The 17,464-nt window shown below is 70.7% G+C and carries 10 protein-coding genes and 3 pseudogenes; 6 read left to right on the forward strand and 7 right to left on the reverse strand.

The annotated features are described in order from the left end of the window. Nucleotides 1-360, reverse strand: a 360-nt coding sequence (locus AWZ10_RS45540) for a helix-turn-helix domain-containing protein (protein ID WP_159058494.1), incomplete at its 3' end; no start/stop codon positions are given. A 121-nt stretch (nt 361-481) separates the two neighbouring features. On the opposite strand from AWZ10_RS45540, the gene AWZ10_RS45545 reads away from it, so the two are divergent. Next, complete coding sequence (locus AWZ10_RS45545) at nt 482-970, forward strand: GNAT family N-acetyltransferase (RefSeq protein WP_046710020.1); 489 nt, start codon at nt 482-484, stop codon at nt 968-970. On the opposite strand, the pseudogene AWZ10_RS45550 reads toward AWZ10_RS45545, so the two are convergent. The 6 genes and pseudogenes from AWZ10_RS45550 to AWZ10_RS52110 form a co-directional block, all read right to left on the reverse strand. Then, a pseudogene (locus AWZ10_RS45550) lies at nt 954-1,823 on the reverse strand (IS5 family transposase). The gene AWZ10_RS45545 and the pseudogene AWZ10_RS45550 sit on opposite strands and share 17 nt — an antisense overlap. A gap of 123 nt (nt 1,824-1,946) precedes the next feature. Further along, entirely contained in the window at nt 1,947-5,441 is a 3,495-nt protein-coding gene (locus AWZ10_RS45555; protein WP_060894166.1) for a BTAD domain-containing putative transcriptional regulator, read from the reverse strand. A gap of 396 nt (nt 5,442-5,837) precedes the next feature. Beyond that, nucleotides 5,838-6,998 (reverse strand): PLL family lectin, encoded by a 1,161-nt coding sequence (locus AWZ10_RS45560; RefSeq protein ID WP_060894167.1) that lies wholly within the window; start codon nt 6,996-6,998, stop codon nt 5,838-5,840. A gap of 68 nt (nt 6,999-7,066) precedes the next feature. Beyond that, nucleotides 7,067-7,717 (reverse strand): annotated as a pseudogene (locus AWZ10_RS53325) (SDR family NAD(P)-dependent oxidoreductase); the annotation flags it as partial. Between the two features lie 524 nt (nt 7,718-8,241). Next, nucleotides 8,242-8,835 carry an isochorismatase family protein gene (locus AWZ10_RS45570; protein ID WP_046709982.1) on the reverse strand — a complete coding sequence of 198 codons (594 nt, stop codon included), beginning with the start codon at nt 8,833-8,835 and terminating at the stop codon, nt 8,242-8,244. Between the two features lie 105 nt (nt 8,836-8,940). Continuing rightward, entirely contained in the window at nt 8,941-9,156 is a 216-nt protein-coding gene (locus AWZ10_RS52110) for a hypothetical protein (protein WP_060902668.1), read from the reverse strand. On the opposite strand from AWZ10_RS52110, the gene AWZ10_RS54935 reads away from it, so the two are divergent. From AWZ10_RS54935 to AWZ10_RS45590, 5 genes and pseudogenes are all read left to right on the forward strand, one after another. Then, the gene (locus AWZ10_RS54935) at nt 9,148-9,690 is read left to right on the forward strand and encodes a Tn3 family transposase (RefSeq protein ID WP_060894169.1); all 543 of its coding nucleotides are present in this window, start codon (nt 9,148-9,150) and stop codon (nt 9,688-9,690) included. The genes AWZ10_RS52110 and AWZ10_RS54935 overlap by 9 nt on opposite strands. Further along, a pseudogene (locus AWZ10_RS55425) lies at nt 9,585-9,860 on the forward strand (Tn3 family transposase); the annotation flags it as partial. The gene AWZ10_RS54935 and the pseudogene AWZ10_RS55425, both read left to right, overlap by 106 nt. Nucleotides 9,861-9,945: 85 nt before the next feature. Next, nucleotides 9,946-10,590, forward strand: coding sequence for a Tn3 family transposase (locus AWZ10_RS55430; RefSeq protein ID WP_119581444.1), 645 nt, complete (start codon nt 9,946-9,948; stop codon nt 10,588-10,590). 111 nt (nt 10,591-10,701) lie between these two features. Further along, on the forward strand, nt 10,702-11,871 hold the full coding sequence (locus tag AWZ10_RS45585) for a hypothetical protein (protein ID WP_060894170.1): 1,170 nt from the start codon (nt 10,702-10,704) through the stop codon (nt 11,869-11,871). Nucleotides 11,872-12,259: 388 nt separating this feature from the next. Then, on the forward strand, nt 12,260-17,464 hold a 5,205-nt coding region (locus AWZ10_RS45590; protein WP_159058614.1), incomplete at its 3' end, for a type I polyketide synthase.

Here is a 17,464-nt window from a genome sequence, read left to right on the forward strand (position 1 = left end):
CCGCACCCGGTACAGCTTCGCGATCAGATCCCCGACCCCGGCCCGCGTCCACAGCTGCCCCGCCAGCCCCAGGTCACAGGGGCGGTGATCCAGAACCGCCTGCCGGACCGCCTGCTCCTCGACCGCATCGAGAACCTGATGCTCGCCGCCCCGGCGTCCATGCGGCTGGGCCACGAGCGCTTCGCGCCCGCCTGCCAGCCGCTTCGCCCACCAGTTGTCCACCGCCTTGAGCGAGACCTGGAAGACCGCCGCGACATCCTCGCGAGTCCGGCCCGCCACCAGTGCGGCCACCGCCCGCAGCCGAAGGGCCTCCTGCGCCGACGGCGACAACTGCCGTGCATCCCCCACGAGTTCACTCACGCAGGGACCAACGACCCAGAACACCTAGCGTTTCGGATCAATAGCTAGGCCGTGCTTTTGAAGGAGAAAGCGGTAGGCCGCGTAAGGGGCTCACGATCAATTGACTCCTATACTGCATGCCATGGAGTGCACAAGGATCAGGCGGGCCACTGGGACGGATGCTGAGGGCCTCACCGCTCTGGTGCAGGAGTCCCAGGCGTATCGCGGCCAGTACGCCAGCGTCATCGTCGGCTACCAGGTGACCGCTGCCTACATCGAGCGGCATCAGGTCTTCGCCGCGGTCGATACCGCTGGTCAGCTCGTTGGTTTCTACGCTCTGATACTGGATCCCGCCGAGTTGGACTTGGCGTTCGTCTCCGACGAGGCACAGGGGACGGGGGTGGGGAAGCTCTTGATGGAGCACATGCTCGACCAGGCGCAGAGTGTGGGTTTGACCGATGTGCGAGTCGTGTCCAATCCGCCGGCGGAACGGTTCTACCTCCGCATGGGTGCCGAGCGGGTCGGCGTTGTACCGCCCACGCCGCCGCAGGTCACGTGGGAACGTCCGGAGCTGCGGTTCGTTGTGGGCCGCCAGCGTGTCATCGGCACCGAGGTCACAACCATTCGTTGATCGCGGCGACCAAGATGGTGGCCTCGAAGCGGACCGCTAGCTTGTCGAACCGGGTGGCCACCGCCCGGTTCCGTTTCAGCCGGTTGATGCCACACTCGACTGCGTGACGGGCCTTGTAGTCCTCACGGTCGAAGGCCGGAGGCCGCCCGCCGGACTTTCCCCGGCGCTTGCGGTGGCCGGCCTGATCGGCAGGTTCCGGAATCGTGCAGCGGATCCCGCGCAGGCGCAGGTAGGCACGGTTCGCGCGCGACGAATACGCCTTGTCGCCACGGACCCGTACTGGACGGACCCGTGGCCGGCCCAGGCCGAGGCGAGGGACCCGGATGGCTTCCAACACAGCCGTGAACTGCGGGCTGTCTCCCCACTGCCCGGCTGTGACCAGCAGAGATAAAGGCTTCTGCCCTTGTTCGCAGGCCAGGTGAATCTTCGTGGTCCAGGCTCCGCGAGACCGGCCCAGGCCGTGATCGACGGGTTCGTCCTGGCGGCCGCCCGGCGGCTCCTTCTATGTCTGGCCGTCGCGCCGGGCACCGGCCGCGTGCTGATCGGCCCGGCAGATCGTGGAGTCCACGTTCACCTCCCAGGTGATCAGCCCGGCGGCGTCCGCCCGAGCCTGCAACCCGGTCAACACCGCAGACCAGACACCATCGCGCTGCCAACGACGGAAGAGCCCATAGACCGTCTGCCACGGACCGTACTCGGGTGGCAGGTCCCGCCACGGGGTACCGGTCCGCACCCGCCAGCGGATCCCGTTGATCAACCGCCGCCGGCCGACGGACGGCCTACCCACCCCCGCGACCGGCAACAACGGCCCCAGCGCCGCCCACTGGTCATCTGAAAGATCCCCTCGCCCCACATCGAGATCATTACGGCACGAGGCGAGACACGGACCCCAGTCCTAAAACACGGCCTAGTGCCAATGTCGGGGTGGGCCTCATGACCGTTTTCGGCGAGCCGACGGGTCTCTGACGCGGCCTCATCACTCTTGCCCGGCGATCCGGTGCCGCAGGGCTGTGGCCTCCGGAGCACCGAGGGCGTCGAGGATTTCCAGGGCCTCCGTCCAGTACGGCACCGGATCGGCCCCGGGCATCGTGGCTGCGGCCCGGCCGAGGATGTCAAGGGTCTCGGCCTGCCCCTTGCGGTAACCGCTCGTGCGATGTGCCGCGAGTGCCTGACGGCCGTAGTCGACGGCGACGGCCGGCTCCCCGTGTTCCAGCCCGCAGCGGGCGAGCACGGTCAGCGCCTCGTCCTCCACGAGGCGGTATTCCGAGCGTCGGGCCAGATCGAGTGCGGCAGCGGCCCGCCGACGATCGGTGGGGGCCAGGACGGAGGCCAGGCCGAGGAGGGAGCGTGCCTCGATGTCGTGGGCACCGCGCTTCCGGGCTAGTGCCAGCGCCTCCTGATAGGCCGTGGTGGCCTCGTCTCTGCGTCCGACAGCCAGCAGGACGCCGCCGAGAGCGAGCTGAGCGGTAGCGCGGCTGTGTTCGTCACCGTCCTCGTCACTGAGGGCGGCAGCGGTCCCGGCCGCTGCCAGGGCACCCGTGAGATCCCCGGTGTCGCACCGGATGCGGGCGGCCAGCCGCAAGGTGAAGGCCTCGGTGTCTAGGTCGCCCACCTCTTGGGCCAGCGGCAGGGCGATGTCCAGCAAGTGCCTCGCCTGCGCCGATTCACCGAGCAGATGGTGCAGCTCCGCCAGAACGGCCGTGTTGAGCAGCTGATTCATCCGCGAGCCCAGCGCAGGAAGGAGTTCATCCGCCCGGCGGTAGCAGTCCAGCGCCTCACGCAGGCGGCCCAGATCACGCAGCGTGTGCCCGAGGTTGCCGAGCACCACGGGGTGCCCTTCCGGTAGTCCGTTGCGCCGGTCCAGCTCCATGGCCTGGTCCAGGTGCTCGGCAGCGAGCCGCAGCCGACCGCTGAGCTGCGCGACCGTGCTGATGTTGTTGTGGGCGGTGGCTGCGCCGTCCAGCCATCCAGCAGCCTCCGCCAGCACCAGCAACCGTTCGTAGTGGGCGATCGCGGAGTCCGGGAGACCCTGCTGGACATGTGCGTCACCCAGCAGGTTGTGCATGGCGGCCTCGGCGAGCGGCTGTCCGGCATGGCGGGCGGCCGCCAGGGCGGCCCCGCCGACCGCAAGCCAGTCGACGGCGTGCTTCCGAGTCCACGAACAGCCGCGCAACCCGTCGGCAAGCTGCCAGGCGGCCTGGTGGCCCTCGGCGGCTGCCCGGTGGACGGTCGCGGCGAGGCCCGGCAGTTCTATGTCCAGCCAGCGCGCGGCGGCCGAGGCATCGGCGAGGTCCGGCAGTGTGACCAAGGGCGCCGGGACCCCACCGGGCTCCTCGTCCGCGCCGGGCATGCGCTGTGTGCCGGGGTAGAGGAGGCGTGCGCAGCGGTTAACCCCGGCCAGCAGCCACGCGTACAGCCTGGCGGCCCCCGACTCCTGTGCCGTACGGGTCTCCTCAAGTTGCAGCCGCTCGGCCGCATACAGCATCAGCAGGTCGTGGCAGCGGTAGCGACCCGGGCTGTGTTCACGAAGCAGGTGGGCGGCACTCAGCCGTTCCAGCAGCCGGGACGCCTCGCGCGGGGTGGTGTCGGTGAGGACGGCGGTGGCCATGACCCCGATGTCCGGCCCGGGCGCCAGGGCCAGCAGCCGGAACATCCGGCGAACCGGGGCTGGCAGGGCGTGGTACGAGAGGCTGAAGGCGGCCCGTACGGCCGACCGGTCGTCGCCGTCCACGGACAGCAGCCCCAGCCGGTCCCCCGCGCACAGTTCGTCGGCCTGGTCCCTGAGGGCACGCCGGGGCGTATGGTCCAGGTTGGCTGCGGAGATCCGAAGGGCCAGCGGGAGGTGGCCACAGGCGTCCGCGAGTGCGGCGGCGGCTTCCGGCTCCGCGTCGACCCGGGCTCTGCCGAGCGTACGGGCCAGCAGCAGCCGGGACTCCTCCGCGCCGAACACGTCCACTGGGAGGCGGCGGGCGCCGTCGCCGACAGCCAGCCCGGCCAGTCGGCTACGGCTGGTGACCAGCACCAGGCAGCCGGGGCCGCCGGGCAGCAGCGGCCGGATCTGGTCCACATCGACCGCGTTGTCCAGGACGACCATCATCCGCCGCTCAGCGGCCAGGGTCCGGTACAGGTCGGCGGCAGCCTCGGGCGTGTCGGGTATCCGCTCGCCCGCCACCCCCAGGGCCAGCAGGAACCGGACCAGTGCCTCGACAGGGCGAAGCGGCGCCGCCGCCGGCGAATGCCCCCGCAGGTCCACGAAGAGCTGGCCGTCCGGGAAACGGTCACGGACCCGGTGCGCCCAGTGCACAGCCAGGGCCGTCTTGCCGACCCCGGCGGCGCCGGTGAGTGCACAGATCCCGGTCCCATGTTCCACGAGCAGGGCGTCCAGGCGGTCCAGCTGCTCGTCGCGGCCGGTGAAGAAGGGGACGTCGTAGGGCAGCAGGGCGGGCGGCATGAGGGAGATTGCCGGGGGCGGGGCGGCGGCCGCCGGCCGCGGCAGGTCCATCCGCAGGATGCGCATGTGGGCCTCGGTCACCTCCGGTCCGGGGGTGACTCCCAGCTGGTCGTCCAAGCGGGTCCGCAGCGCCCCGAACAGAGTCAGGGCGGCGGCCTGTTGGCCCGAGGCCGCGAGCGCCAGCATGATCCGAGCGTGTACGCCCTCGTGCAGCGGGTCGAGGCCTGCGGCCTTCTGGAGTTCGGGGAGGGCCTCCGCCGCTCTGCCCAGCTCCAGGGCTGCGTCGGCGTACGACTGTACGAGCGACATCCACTGCCGGGTGAGCGCCACCGCCGACGGGTGCTCGCGCACCCTGTGCGGCGCGCCTCCCAGAACGGCACCCCGACACAGCCGCAGGCCCTCCCCCGACTGCCGGAACGTCTCGTCCAGGGTCTTGGCCGCCGAGGCTCGTGCCGCCAGTTCGGTGAACTCCACGGCGTCCGACTGGCCTTCGGCGAGCTGCAGCAGATAGCCGATGCGGGTGCGGCGCAGCACCCCGTCCGATGCCTGCCCAGTCTGGTTCGCCGGGGCGAGTGTGCGACGCAACCGGGCGACGTACGTGTGGACCAGGTTCAGGCAGGTGGCGGGCGGGCAGGCGTCCCACAGGATGTCGACGATCTCGTCCTGCGGGATGGACAGGCCCGGCTGAAGGGCCAGCAGGCCGAGCAGACCTTGCTGCTTGGCCGACCCGACGTCCACGGTCTCCCCGGCCACCCGCAGCGTCAGCGGCCCGAGCACCCCGACCCGGAGTACGTCCCCGCCTCGCGGCTCCGCGCCGGATGCCGACTCGGCTTCCAGCCCCAGCACCGCGATCAGTCGCAGCACCGACCGGCTGCGTGGTGACGGTGCCCGCCCCCGTTCGATCTCACGAATGCCGCGGGTACTCACTCCGGCCTGTTCGGCGAGCTGGGTCTGGCTCAGCCCCAGGTGCACACGACGGGCCCGAAGCCAGGCCCCCAACTGCTCAGGCGTACGCCCCAATGTCCCGTGTCCCCTCCGGTGCCACCGAGGGGCAGGGCAACGCCGGTCAAGCGCCAAACAGCCCCCCAGCCGTGATCTGACGCTGCATCATACGGTCGGAGGGCCGACCGTACGAGACACTGCGCAGGGTGGTGCCCGGTGAGGGACCGGAACGGTTGTCGCCGGATGCTGTTGGCGTTTCCGCCGATGGCCGATGACGGATCACCTGCGCGCGGAGTGCGGCGGTTTTCCGGAATCTGTCACGCTCCGCGCACCACGTACCGGGTGGTCTGCGATCGTCAGCGGCCAGTCTGCTTCGCCCGGAGAATTCACCGACAGCGTCCGGTTGTCGCCGTTCCGGGCCCTGGCGGCAGTGGGGCAGGTCAGTGGGTCAACGAGTCGGCGTGGCCCAACGGATCACTTGCTGATCTCGTCCCACTTCCATGCGGGCGGGGTGGCGGAGTACTTGGCGACCCAGAGGTCTCCTTCCGAGTCCACGACGAAGGTGTAGCTGTCGTTGCCCACGTTGCGGGAACCCAGCTCTTTGTTCAGGCGAAGCCCTTCCGGAACGTCCGTCCTCTTCCAGACGGCGGACGGGGCCTGTTCGGCCACGGTGTTCCACAGCTTGCCGTCGCCGCCGACCGCCGTGACCTGCTCGCCGGTCGGTATCGCGTTGACGCCTCCGCCGTTTTCGGTCAGCGGAACGGCCGGCGGGGCTCCTAGGTCCTCCCATCGCCCGGTCCCGCCGTCCCAGGAGACCCGCCAGGCGTGGCCGTCCCTGGACCGCATGAAGGCCCGCAGCTCGTCCCTGTCCTTGTACGAGATGACGCCGAGGGAGGACCAGAGTTCCCCGTCCAGACGCCCCGTGCCCCAGGACGACCAGTTCCAGTGCCCGTCACGCGTCTTGTGGACGGACCAGAGCACGTTCCGGTTGCTGACGGTGAAGGCGTAGGCCCCGTCACGGAACATGCCCAGACCGGCGTTCCCCGCCAGTGTCTCCCCGGTACTGGCGGGAATCGTGCCCAAGTGTTCCGTCGTCCACTCCCCGTTGCCGTGCCGGTATTGCCACAGTTGCTTGTCCGCGTCCCGTACCACCACGACCGGCATTCCGTCCTTGGCCGCCTCGGTACCGACCGCGCTCACGAACTTCTTCGCACCGGCCGGACGCGGGAGCCTTGCCCACCCCGTGTCCTCACCGTCGTGCAGGAACTCCCACAGATAGCCGTCTTCTCCGACGACGTAGGCACGAGCACCCTGGTTTACACCCAACGCGCCGGCCCCCGAGCGGATCTGGGTGCTGGTAACGCCTCTGGAAGGGATGCCCCGGTTCTTCTTGAGCCAGCCCGAACCGCTCTTCTCGAACTCCCACATCCTGCCCTCGGAGTCAACGGCGAACTCGGCGGGCCGTTTGTTGCCGCCGCCGTCCGTGACCGTGGCGAGGCCGACCTGCTTCACGAAGTCCGGATCCGCATCGGCGCTCGCGGGCGCCGAGGGCGCCACGAAGCACGCGGTGAGCACCGCCAGCGTCGCAGGGACGAGGGCCGGGTGCCGCCGTCCGTTTCTGGTCCTGATGGTCATGTCTTCTCCTCACGCCGTGAGGCGCAGCAACTGCTGTGCCGTGGTCCTCACGTTAAGAAGCGGGCAGGTCAGTACCACTGGACCGGATCTGGACGCACCACACTTGCTCCGGCCTGCACAAACTCCCCCACACCGGCAAGACCGGCACCCGAACCGGCAGAACGGCGGCAACTCCCGGACGCCGCGGCCGCCCGGCGCGTGCACGACTTCACCGCCGACCTACGCCTCGTGGGCCAACCCGATCGAGACCCAGGCGACCCCATGAGGTTCCCCCCGAGATGCGGGGATAGCCAGGCCGCTGGCATCCGTACCCGGACGCCGGCATGCGCCATCTCCACGCGCAGGCAGTGGGTGAGCGCGCTCAACGCGTGCTTGCTCGCGCTGTACCAGCCGCCCAGCGGCCAGGGCACCCGCCCCAGAGCCGACGACACGTTCACGATGCGGCCCTCACCCAGCAGGCGCATCTGCGGGAGAGCCAGGCGGTAGATCCGCATGGCTCCCAGAAGGTTCACCTCGAGCAGATGGCGCGCCTGTTCATCGCTGACATCCTCGATCGAGCCCGCCTGCGGCACCCCGGCGTTGTTCACCACCGCCCACGCGCCGCCACCCGTCATCCGGGCGACTTCTCCCATCGCCTCGGCGCAGGAGGACGGGTCCGCGACGTCCAGTACCACCGTCCTCAACAGGCCGCCCGCGCGCCGCCGCAGCTGCGACCAGCGCGTCCGCCTTCTCCCGGCTGCGCGCCGTGTCGATCACATCGAAACCGCCACCGGCCAGCCGCAGGGCCGTAGAGGCACCGACGCCCCTGGTCGCTCCCGTGACCACCACGCTGCGCCGCCCCTGCCGCCCGGGTGAGGTCTCCACCGCCACCCTTACGTCACTCCCCCATGCGTGCCCATGGCTCGCGCCCCTGTGCTCCACGGCACGGTGAGCAACGCCCCGGAGTCCGGAGGGTTGTGGCCCCAGCCCCCGTGGTGTTCTGCCGGCGTCGACGATGCCGACGGCGTTCTGGAAGGGCCGGGCGAAGGCGGCTATATGGGCCGCATGGGCAAGCCTCCGGGCAGGGAGGCTTGCCCAGGGGCGCCTTGGGGCCTGCCCGGGCCATGTCCGTCGGCGGAACAGGCCGCGGCGCCCGGCTCGACACGCCGGTCACCCGCTACGAGGCCGGAGTCCACCTCGCCCCGCTGATCCTCCGGCTTCCAGAACCGCCCAAGATCGTTTGTCGAACGTAGAGGTCGCGCCGCTATTGCGGTACGGGGGTCTCACCGGAGACGGCCACGCCCGCTTGACGGAAGTCCTCCAGGGTCGAGGCTGTCGTGTCCGGGGCAACCCCGACCGAGTAGTCCAGGAGCACACGGGCACGGAACCCGGCCTTGACGGCGTCCAGGGCCGTCGCGCGCACACAGTGGTCGGTGGCGATGCCCACCACATCGACGTCTTCCACCCCTCGCGAGCGCAGCCAGTCCGCCAGGGGCGTGCCGTGTTCGTCGGCACCTTCGAAGCCGCTCTTGGAGGCACTGTGGGCGCCCTTGAAGAAGACGGCGTCCACCTTGCCGCCCGTGGCCGTGGGGGCGAAGTTCGGGTGGAACTCACCGCCCTCATGGCCGACCACGCAGTGGACGGGGAAGCTGTCCTTGAAGTCAGGGTTCTCGGAGAAGTGGCTCCCCGGGTCGATGTGGTGATCCCGGGTGGCGACGACGTACTGATAGTCAGCCCCCGCACTGCGTTCCACCAGATCGGCGACAGCGGTCGCGATCCCCGCCCCACCCGAGACCGGAACACTGCCTCCCTCACAGAAGTCGTTCTGCACATCCACGACGATCAAACCTCGGCTCATCACGACCACCCTTCAGCACGACGGAACAACCCCCACGTTCTACCGGCCCCCGCACGCTCCCGGGAGACAAAGGCGGCTGCGCTCACCCGCACGGACCACGGTTCTTCACCGCAGGAACGATTCGCACCCGCCGGGCGCGTTCTTCGACCCGGCGGAGACGGTGCCGCTGGACGGGGTGGTGCCCGAGCAGTGGCGGGCGGCGGCGGTGGACGACAAGGGCCGGGTCGAGCGCATCCCGTACGAGCTGTGCGTGCTGGTGTCGTTGAGGGACGCGCTGCGTCGGCGGGAGATTTGGGCGGTGGGCGCGAACCGGTGGCGCAACCCGGAGGACGACCTGCCCGCCGACTTCGAGGACAACCGGGACGTCCACTACGTGGCCCTGGGCCAGCCACAGGACGCCGGTCGTTCATCACCGCCCTCCAGGGCAAGCTCCGCACGTCGCTGGACCGCTTCGAGCAGGCCCTGGACGAGGGCACCACGGGCGTCGCGATCGTCAGGAAGCACGGCGAGCCGTGGATCCGTGTCTCGCCGCGAGGAAAGCAGGAGGAGCCGGAGTCTCTGGTCGCCATCAAGGCCGAGATCGAACGGCGCTGGGGCACCATCGACCTGCTGGACATCCTGAAGTACGCCGAGTTCGACACGGACTTCATCGCCGAGTTCGCCTCGGTCGCCACCCGCGAGAACCTGTCCAAGGACGTACTGCGCCGTCGACTGCTGCTGGTGCTGTTCGGTCTGGGCACCAACATGGCATCAAGCGCGTCGCGGTCACCGGCAAGCACGGCGAGTCCGAGCCGACGCTGCGCCGGGTGCGGCACCTGTTCGTCAACCGGGCCAACATGCGCGCCGCGCTGGTGAAGCTGGTGAACGCCACCTTCGCCGCCCGCGATGAGAAGTGGTGGGGCACCGGCACCGCATGCGCGTCCGACAGCCGCAAGTTCGGGGCCTGGTCCTCGAACCTGATGACCGCGTGGCACCAGCGCTACCGGGGGCCGGGCGTGATGATCCACTGGCATGTGGAGCGGAAGTCGGTGTGCATCTACTCCCAGCTCAAGAGCTGCTCGGCCTCCGAGGTCGCCTCAATGATCGGGTGTCCTGCGGCACTGCACCGACATGGAGGTGGACCGGCAGTACACCGACACCCACGGCGCGTCCATCGTCGGTTTCGCCTCCGCCCACATGCTCGACTTCACACTCATGCCGAGGCTGAAGAACATCGGCTCTGCCCGGCTGTACCGGCCGGCCGCCGGGGAGGACGACAACTGGCCGCACCTCGCGCCGGTGCTGTCCACCAAGACGATCAACTGGGACCTGATCCGCCAGCCGTACGACCAGATCGTGAAGTACACCACCGCGCTCCGCCTGGGCACCGCGGAGGCGGAGCAGGTCCTGCGCCGCTTCACCCGAGGCGGACCGAAACACCCCACCTACCAGGCGATCGAGGAGCTGGGCCAGGCGGTGCGTACGTCGTTCGTCTGCGACTACCTCGCCGACGTCGAGCTGCGCCCGGAGATCCACGAGGTCCTCCGGGTGGTGGAGAACTGGAACAGCGCGAACAAGGACCTCTTCTACGGCAAGGACGGCGACCTGGCCGGTGCGGACAAGGAATCCCAGGAGGCGTCCATGCTCGCCCTTCACCTGCTCCAACGCTGCCCGAGACGCAGGCCGTGCCGGATGCGGCCCCATTGCGTGCTGTGCGGGAGGCGTCCGGTGCTGCTCCCCGCTCGTGGATTCAGGACGAAAGCAAGTCCATCATGACAGGTCAGCGCCGTTTTTCGTAGGACGGAACGCACAGTCCGCCAGGCTTGTCCGGTCCGTTCCCCGCCACCCAGAATCTCCTTCGTGCGTCATCCGCAGACAGGGGGAACGGTGACGATCGATCACGACGCGGTGCTTCGGGCCCGCGTGCTGCTGCTGGGGTCCGGACGGCCGAGTCGGGCCGAACTGGTCGGCGCGTACCGGGTTCTGGCCGAGGTGAGTCCAAAGGCGTACATGCCGAAGTTGGTCGACGCCCTGCTCGCGCTGCGCTACGAGAGCCGGGATCCGAAGGTGGACCTCGCGCTCGCCGCGGAGGCTTCCCGGGCCGCTCGCAGGATAGAGGTCGGGGCGCCGAACCGGGCGGAGCGGTTGCACCGGGCCCTGGACGCCTATCAGGCTTCCTTGTTCGCCCTCGGGCACAGGGCGGAAGGACGCGCAATCTGTGAGGAGCTGGCCGAGGCCGGCCGAAGCGAGCCCCTGGCGAGCGTTCTGGCCGAGGAGGGGCACTTCAGGGAGGCCGCAAAGCTCGACGAAGAGGCCGCCCGGAACGGAATCCCGGAGCACTCCTTCTGGAACATGGTCCAGTGGGCGGCGAACCTGGAGGGCGCCGGGCTGCACGACGCCGCATCAGCCGTCTTCCGTGAGCTCCTTGAGGAGACCCGGCGCAAGGCGGCCGAACAGCGCACCGCTCTGGCGATACTCACCTGGGAGTTGGTTCACTTCTCCCGGATGCGGGAGGCCGTCGGGGATGAGGCGAGTGCTGGGGCCGCCCGGCGAGAGGCTCTGAGTGTCCTGGAGGAGCTCGCGACCACCGGCGAGCCGAAGAACTGGAGTTGCATCCTCGGGTGGTGGAGGACGCTCTTCGTCCTGTCGGGGCGGGCAGCCGAACCCGCCGCGAGCCCCGAGTCGCCGATGCCGCCGTTCGGCACGGAGCTCCGATGGTCGCGCGATGTGCGGGACGGTTTTCTCGGCATGCTGCCGGGCCTCGAAGCGGAGGCGGCGAGACTGCGCGAGGCCGATCGGCTGCCCGAACTGGTCGACGTCCAACGCAGGATCGGCATCCGCACGGCTGTCCGCGAAGGCGACCACCCCCACCTGTTCGAGGACCGGTTCACGCCGTCCTTCGACGAGGGTGTGACGCTCGCCCGCCGCCTGCCCGACAACCATGCACGCCTCGCCCGCGCCCTCACCGACCGGTCGATGTTCCTCGTCGCGGCACGATCCTTCGAACCCGCGCATGCCGACTTCGCCGAAGCGGTCGCCCTTCTCCACGATCGCTGATCGCGTCGCCCGGTCGCCGCTTCGCCTGGGCACGAGGAGCGGCAACGCCGCTGAACCGGGGCGGAGTTACGGAGCAGACCGCGCCGGGGTCCACGGGCCGCCTAGCGTGGTGGCGTACCGGCTCGCCCGCGCAGGTCACCTCCGACGGCCCGGCGAACCACGCCCTGAGGATCTTCGGGGAAACGGTCACTGGGCAGGAGGGCAACACCGGCGTCCAGCAGGGCAGTTCACCGCGTGAAAGTGATTGTCGGGTGGATCGAGGGGCAAGATGGCGGCGCGGTGCCGGTGCCGCGGAGTTGGCATTCGGCTCTTTCCACGTGCTGTCCGCCGCATACCCGACCGTGTCGGTGAGATTTCAGAGCAAGCTGGAGTACGAGTGCAATTGCCTATGGCGGAGCCCATCGCCATCGTGGGAATGTCATGCCGGTTCCCGGGAGGGATCGAATCTCCGCAGGACTACTGGGACCTCCTGAAAGAGGGAAGGCATTTCTCCTCCGCATTACCGGCGGACCGGGGCTGGAACTTAAACCGGCTGTATGACGAGGACTCCTCGGTAGAGGGAACGACGTATGTGCGGCGCGGCGGATTCCTTGAGGACGCCGCCGGATTCGACGCGGCCTTCTTCGGTATCGGACCGAAAGAGGCCACCGCCATGGATCCGCAGCAACGCCTGCTGCTCGAAGGGGTGTGGCACGCCCTGGAGAACGCGCGGATCGCCCCGCGTTCGCTGGAAGGTTCACGGACCGGTGTCTACGTCGGGATCTTCGACAGCAACTACATACGCAGCGACGGGACGACCGACACGTCGGGGCTGGAGAGCCATCTGTCGACCAGCTTGGCGCCGAGCGTCGCGGCCGGGCGGGTCTCGTATGTGCTGGGACTGAACGGACCGGCGATGGCGGTGGACACCGCGTGTTCGTCGTCGCTGGTGGCGACCCACCTCGCGATCAAGGCGCTGCGGGCCGGCGAGTGCGACGCCGCGGTGGCCGCCGGTGTCTCGGTCATGGCCGGGCCCGAAATGCTCATCTACATGGCCCGGGTCGGGGCGCTGGCCGATGACGGGCTGAGCCGGGCCTTCGCGGAGGGGCGGCGCGGATTCGCTCCCGCCGAGGGCGTGGGAGCGCTGGTGCTCATGCCCCTCGCACGTGCGGTCGCCGAGGGCCGCCCCGTGCTCGCCCTGCTGCGGGGGAGCGCGGTCAATGAGGATGGTGCCAGCCAGGCGCTGAGTGTGCCGGACGGCGCCGCCCAGCAGGCTCTCATCGCGGAAGCCCTGCGCGATGCCGGGCTGCGGCCGCAGGATGTCGATCTCGTCGAGGCGCACGGCACGGGAACGCAGGTCGGGGACCCCATCGAAGCCTCCTCGCTCGCCGCGACCTACGGGGTCGGCCGCCGCCCTCAGGACCCGGTGTGGATCGGGTCGGCCAAGTCGAACATCGGGCACACGCAGGCCGCGGCGGGCATGGCCGGAATCATCAAGGCCGTACTGGCGCTGCGGCACGAGCGGATGCCCGCGACCCTCCATGCCCAGGAGCCGCTGACCTCGGTCGATTGGTCGCAGGGGATGCACCTGCTGCATGAGGCACGGCCGTGGCCGCGCGGCGAGCGGACCCGCCGCGCCGGGGTGCTGGCGTACGGCATCGGCGGGACCAACGCCCATGTGCTGGTGGAGGAGGCACCCGCCGTTCCGGAGGACGGGCCCCGCCCCCCTGCCGGGGCACCACGACGGCTGCTGTGGCCGGTCTACGCGGAGTCCGCCGACGGTCTGCGCGATGTTTCCCGGTCACTCGCCTCGGCGGTTCGGGCACAGCGGGCGGATCCGGCCGATGTGGGCTTCTCCCTGGCGACGACACGGAGCCCGCTCGCCGAGCGCGCCGTGATCACCGGATCGGACGTCACCGAGCTGGTGGACGGACTGGACGCGCTCGCCGAGGGCCGGGACGCGCTGCCGACCCACGTCGCCCGGGCCCAGGCCGCCGCGAAGGGGTCCGGGCCGGTCTTCGTGTTTCCGGGGCAGGGAGCCCAGTGGGCGGGCATGGCGGCCGGGCTGCTGCGGGAATCGCCCGTCTTCGCTGAGGAGTTCGAGCGATGTTGTCAGGTACTCGAAGCCTGGGTGGACTTCGATGTCGCCGACGTCGTGCGACGGAGCCCCGGGGCCCCGTCGCTGGAGCGGGCCGATGTGGTGCAGCCGGTCCTGTTCGCGGTCTACGTCGCGCTGGCACGGCTCTGGCAGGCCCATGGCGTCCGTCCGGCCGCGGTGATCGGACACAGCCAGGGCGAGATAGCCGCCGCGTACGTCTGCGGGGCGCTGTCACTGGAGGACGCGGCCCGAGTGGTGGCCCTGCGCAGCGCCGCGCTCCGTGAAATTCGTGGCCTGGGCACCATGGCATCGGTCGCCCTGCCGGCCGAGCGGGTCCAGGACCTCGTGGGAAGCACGGGACTGGACGTCGAGGTCGCGGCGTGCAACGGTCCTGCCGCCACCACGGTCGCCGGCGATCCGGGGGCGATCCGGCGGATGCTGGACCACTGCGAACGCGAGGGCATCTGGGCGCGCCCCGTCCCCGTCGACTACGCCTCCCACAGCCGCCATGTCGACCTGGTGCGTGAGGTCGTCCTGGCCGACCTGGGGGACGTCGTCTCGCGGGCCCCGGAGATCCCCATGATCTCCACGACCACCGGGAAACCGGTCGGCGCGGGGGAGCTGGACGCGACGTACTGGTACGGCAACCTGCGCCGGGCGGTGCTCTTCGACACCGCCGTGCGCGCCGCTCTGGACGACGGACACCGTACGTTCGTCGAGGTCTCGCCGCACCCGGTGCTGCTGGGCCCGCTGCGGGACCTGCTCGCCGACGCCGGGCTCCAGGGCCAGGCATGCGCCTCGCTGCGGCGCGGCCACGGCGACACGGCCGACTTCCACGACGCGCTCGCCGGGGCCCACGCCCGGGGCGTCGACATCGACTGGAGCATGCTGTACCCGGACGCCCGGACCGTCGGACTGCCCGGCTACCCGTTCCAGCACGACCGCTTCTGGCTGTCCCGGGCCGATCACGCGCCCGACCTGGCCTCCGCCGGTCTCGACCGCGTCGAGCACCGATGGCTGGGCGCGGCCCTCAACCTGCCGGACGGATCCGTCGTACGGACCGGGCGGCTCGCCCTGGCCGAGCACCCCTGGCTCGCCGACCACGCCGTGCACGGCACCGTGCTGCTGCCCGCCACCGGCGTGGTCGAGCTGCTCACGCAGGCGAGCGACGGGGCCGACGGAGCGCGCGGCCTTGTGGACGCCGTCCTGCACGCACCGCTGGTGCTCGGCGAGGAGCCGGTCGACATCCAGACGCACACCACCGCGCCGGACGCCGAAGGCCGGCAGCACCTCACCCTGTACGCGCGTCCACGCGGCAGCACCGGAGAGTGGACGCGGTGCGCCGAAGCCGCCACCGGGGAGCTGCCCGCACCCCCGGCCGTGACGGCCCCGTGGCCGCCCGCCGAAGCCGAACCCCATGATCTGACCGACTGCTACCGCGACCTGCGCGACCAGGGGTACGAGTACGGCTCGGCCTTCCGTAACCTCGTCGCCGTGTGGCGCGGTGCGAGCGGCACCGTACACGCCGAGGTCCGGCTCCCCCGAGACCAGGACCCGGCCGGTTTCGCCCTGCACCCCGCGCTGCTGGATGCCGCGCTGCACGCCCTGGTCATGACCAGGACGGGCGCCACGACCCGGCTGCCCCACGCCATGGCCGGTGTCCGGGTGTTCACCCGAGGGGCCAGGGTCCTGCGGGCCACCATGACGGTGACCGAACACGGCGCCGTCGATCTCACCGCGACCGACGACGCCGGTACGCCGGTGGTACGGATCCAGGACCTGCGGCTGCGCCGGGTGTCGACACGTCACCTGCGGGCCCTGCTCGCGGCCGCCGACCGTGCCGCCTACCGTGCCTCCTGGCGCCCCTACGAGGCCGACCGCGCCGCCGGACCGGCCCCGGTGACCTGGGCTGCTGTCAGCACGGCCACGGACCTACCGGTGACGGACACCTACGGCACCCACCCGGACATGGCGGCACTCTCGGCCTCCGGCGCCGTACCCGGAGCCGTGGTGCTGGACTGCCGGGGTCCGGGAGAGAAGCTGGCGGACGGCGCCGGACTCGCCCGGGAGACCAGGGAACGGCTGCACATCCTCCTGACACACCTGCAGGCGTTCCTGCGCCACGAACCCTGGGCCGGAACCCGTCTGCTGATCCTGACCTGCCGCGCCGAGTCCACGACGTTCGCGGAACCGGTCCTGGATCTGGCCGGGGCGGCCTGCGCGGGGCTGGCCCGCTCCGCCGTCAACGAGTTCCCCGGCCGGGTCCAGCTCCTCGACACGGACCACGGCGGTGTCACCACCGACCTCGTGCACACGGTGCTTGCGGCGCCACACCGCACCCTGGCGGCACGGGACGGCAGGTTGCTGCTGCCCCGGCTGGTGACCGCCCACGACGACGAGGCGCTGCGACTCCCGGCCGACGACCTGCCGTGGCGGCTGGTGCCCTCGCCGCAGGGGACGCTGGAGGCCGTACGTCCCGTGCCGGTGCCGGAACTGGCCGCCCCCGTGGCCCCCGGAAAGCTCCGGATCCGCATCGTGGCCACGGGCGCGAACTTCCGCGACACCATGGTGGCCCTGGGCCTCATCCAGGACAGCCACCTGGGCTTCGAGTCGGCCGGAGTCGTCACCGAGACCGGTGCGGGCGTCTCCGGGTGGCGACCTGGCGACCGCGTGGCCCTGCTGCCGGCCAGGATCCTGGAGTTCGAAGGCGCCTACGGCCCGTTGGCCGACATGCTCCCGTCCCAAGTGGTACGGGTCCCCGACGGAGTGCCGCTGGTCCGGGCCGCCGGAAGCCGGATCGTTCACGCCACCGCCCACCTCGGGCTGATCGTCCAGGCCGGACTGCGGGCCGGCGACAAGGTCCTCATTCACTCCGCGGCCGGCGGGGTGGGCATGGCGGCGGTACGGCTCGCACAGCAGCGCGGCGCCGAGATCTACGCCACCGCCGGCCCGGCCAAGCAAGCCATCGTGCGGGATATGGGGGTGCCCCGCCACCGGATCGCCAACTCCCGTACCACGGACTTCGAGACCGCGTTCCGGGCTGCCACCGGAGGCACCGGCGTCGATGTCGTCATCGGCAGTGTGACCGGCGAACTCCTCGACGCGTCCCTGCGGCTGCTGCGGCCCGGCGGCCGCTACCTCGACATGGCGCGGCAGGAGGGCCGGGTCACGGAGGGCATCGCCGCACGCTTCCCGGAGATCGGTTACGGATATGTCGACCTGCCGGGCCTGCTGGCCGCCGGCGAGTACGACCCGCCCGTCCCGTTCGACGATCCCGCCATGATGGCGCTGCCCGTCCAGCGGTGGAGCATCCGCCATGTGCGCCAGGCACTGCGTGCCCTCAGCCAGGGTCAGACGACCGGCAAGATCGTCCTCACCCAGCCGACGCCCCTCGACCCCGGTCGGACCGTCCTGATCACGGGCGGCACCGGAGCACTGGGCGGGCTGCTCGCCCGTCACCTGGCCGGCCCGCACGGCGTCCGGCACCTGCTCCTCCTCAGCCGCAGTGGCGCCCCC

The organism is Streptomyces europaeiscabiei (genome assembly GCF_001550375.1).
Lineage (GTDB): Bacteria > Actinomycetota > Actinomycetes > Streptomycetales > Streptomycetaceae > Streptomyces > Streptomyces europaeiscabiei.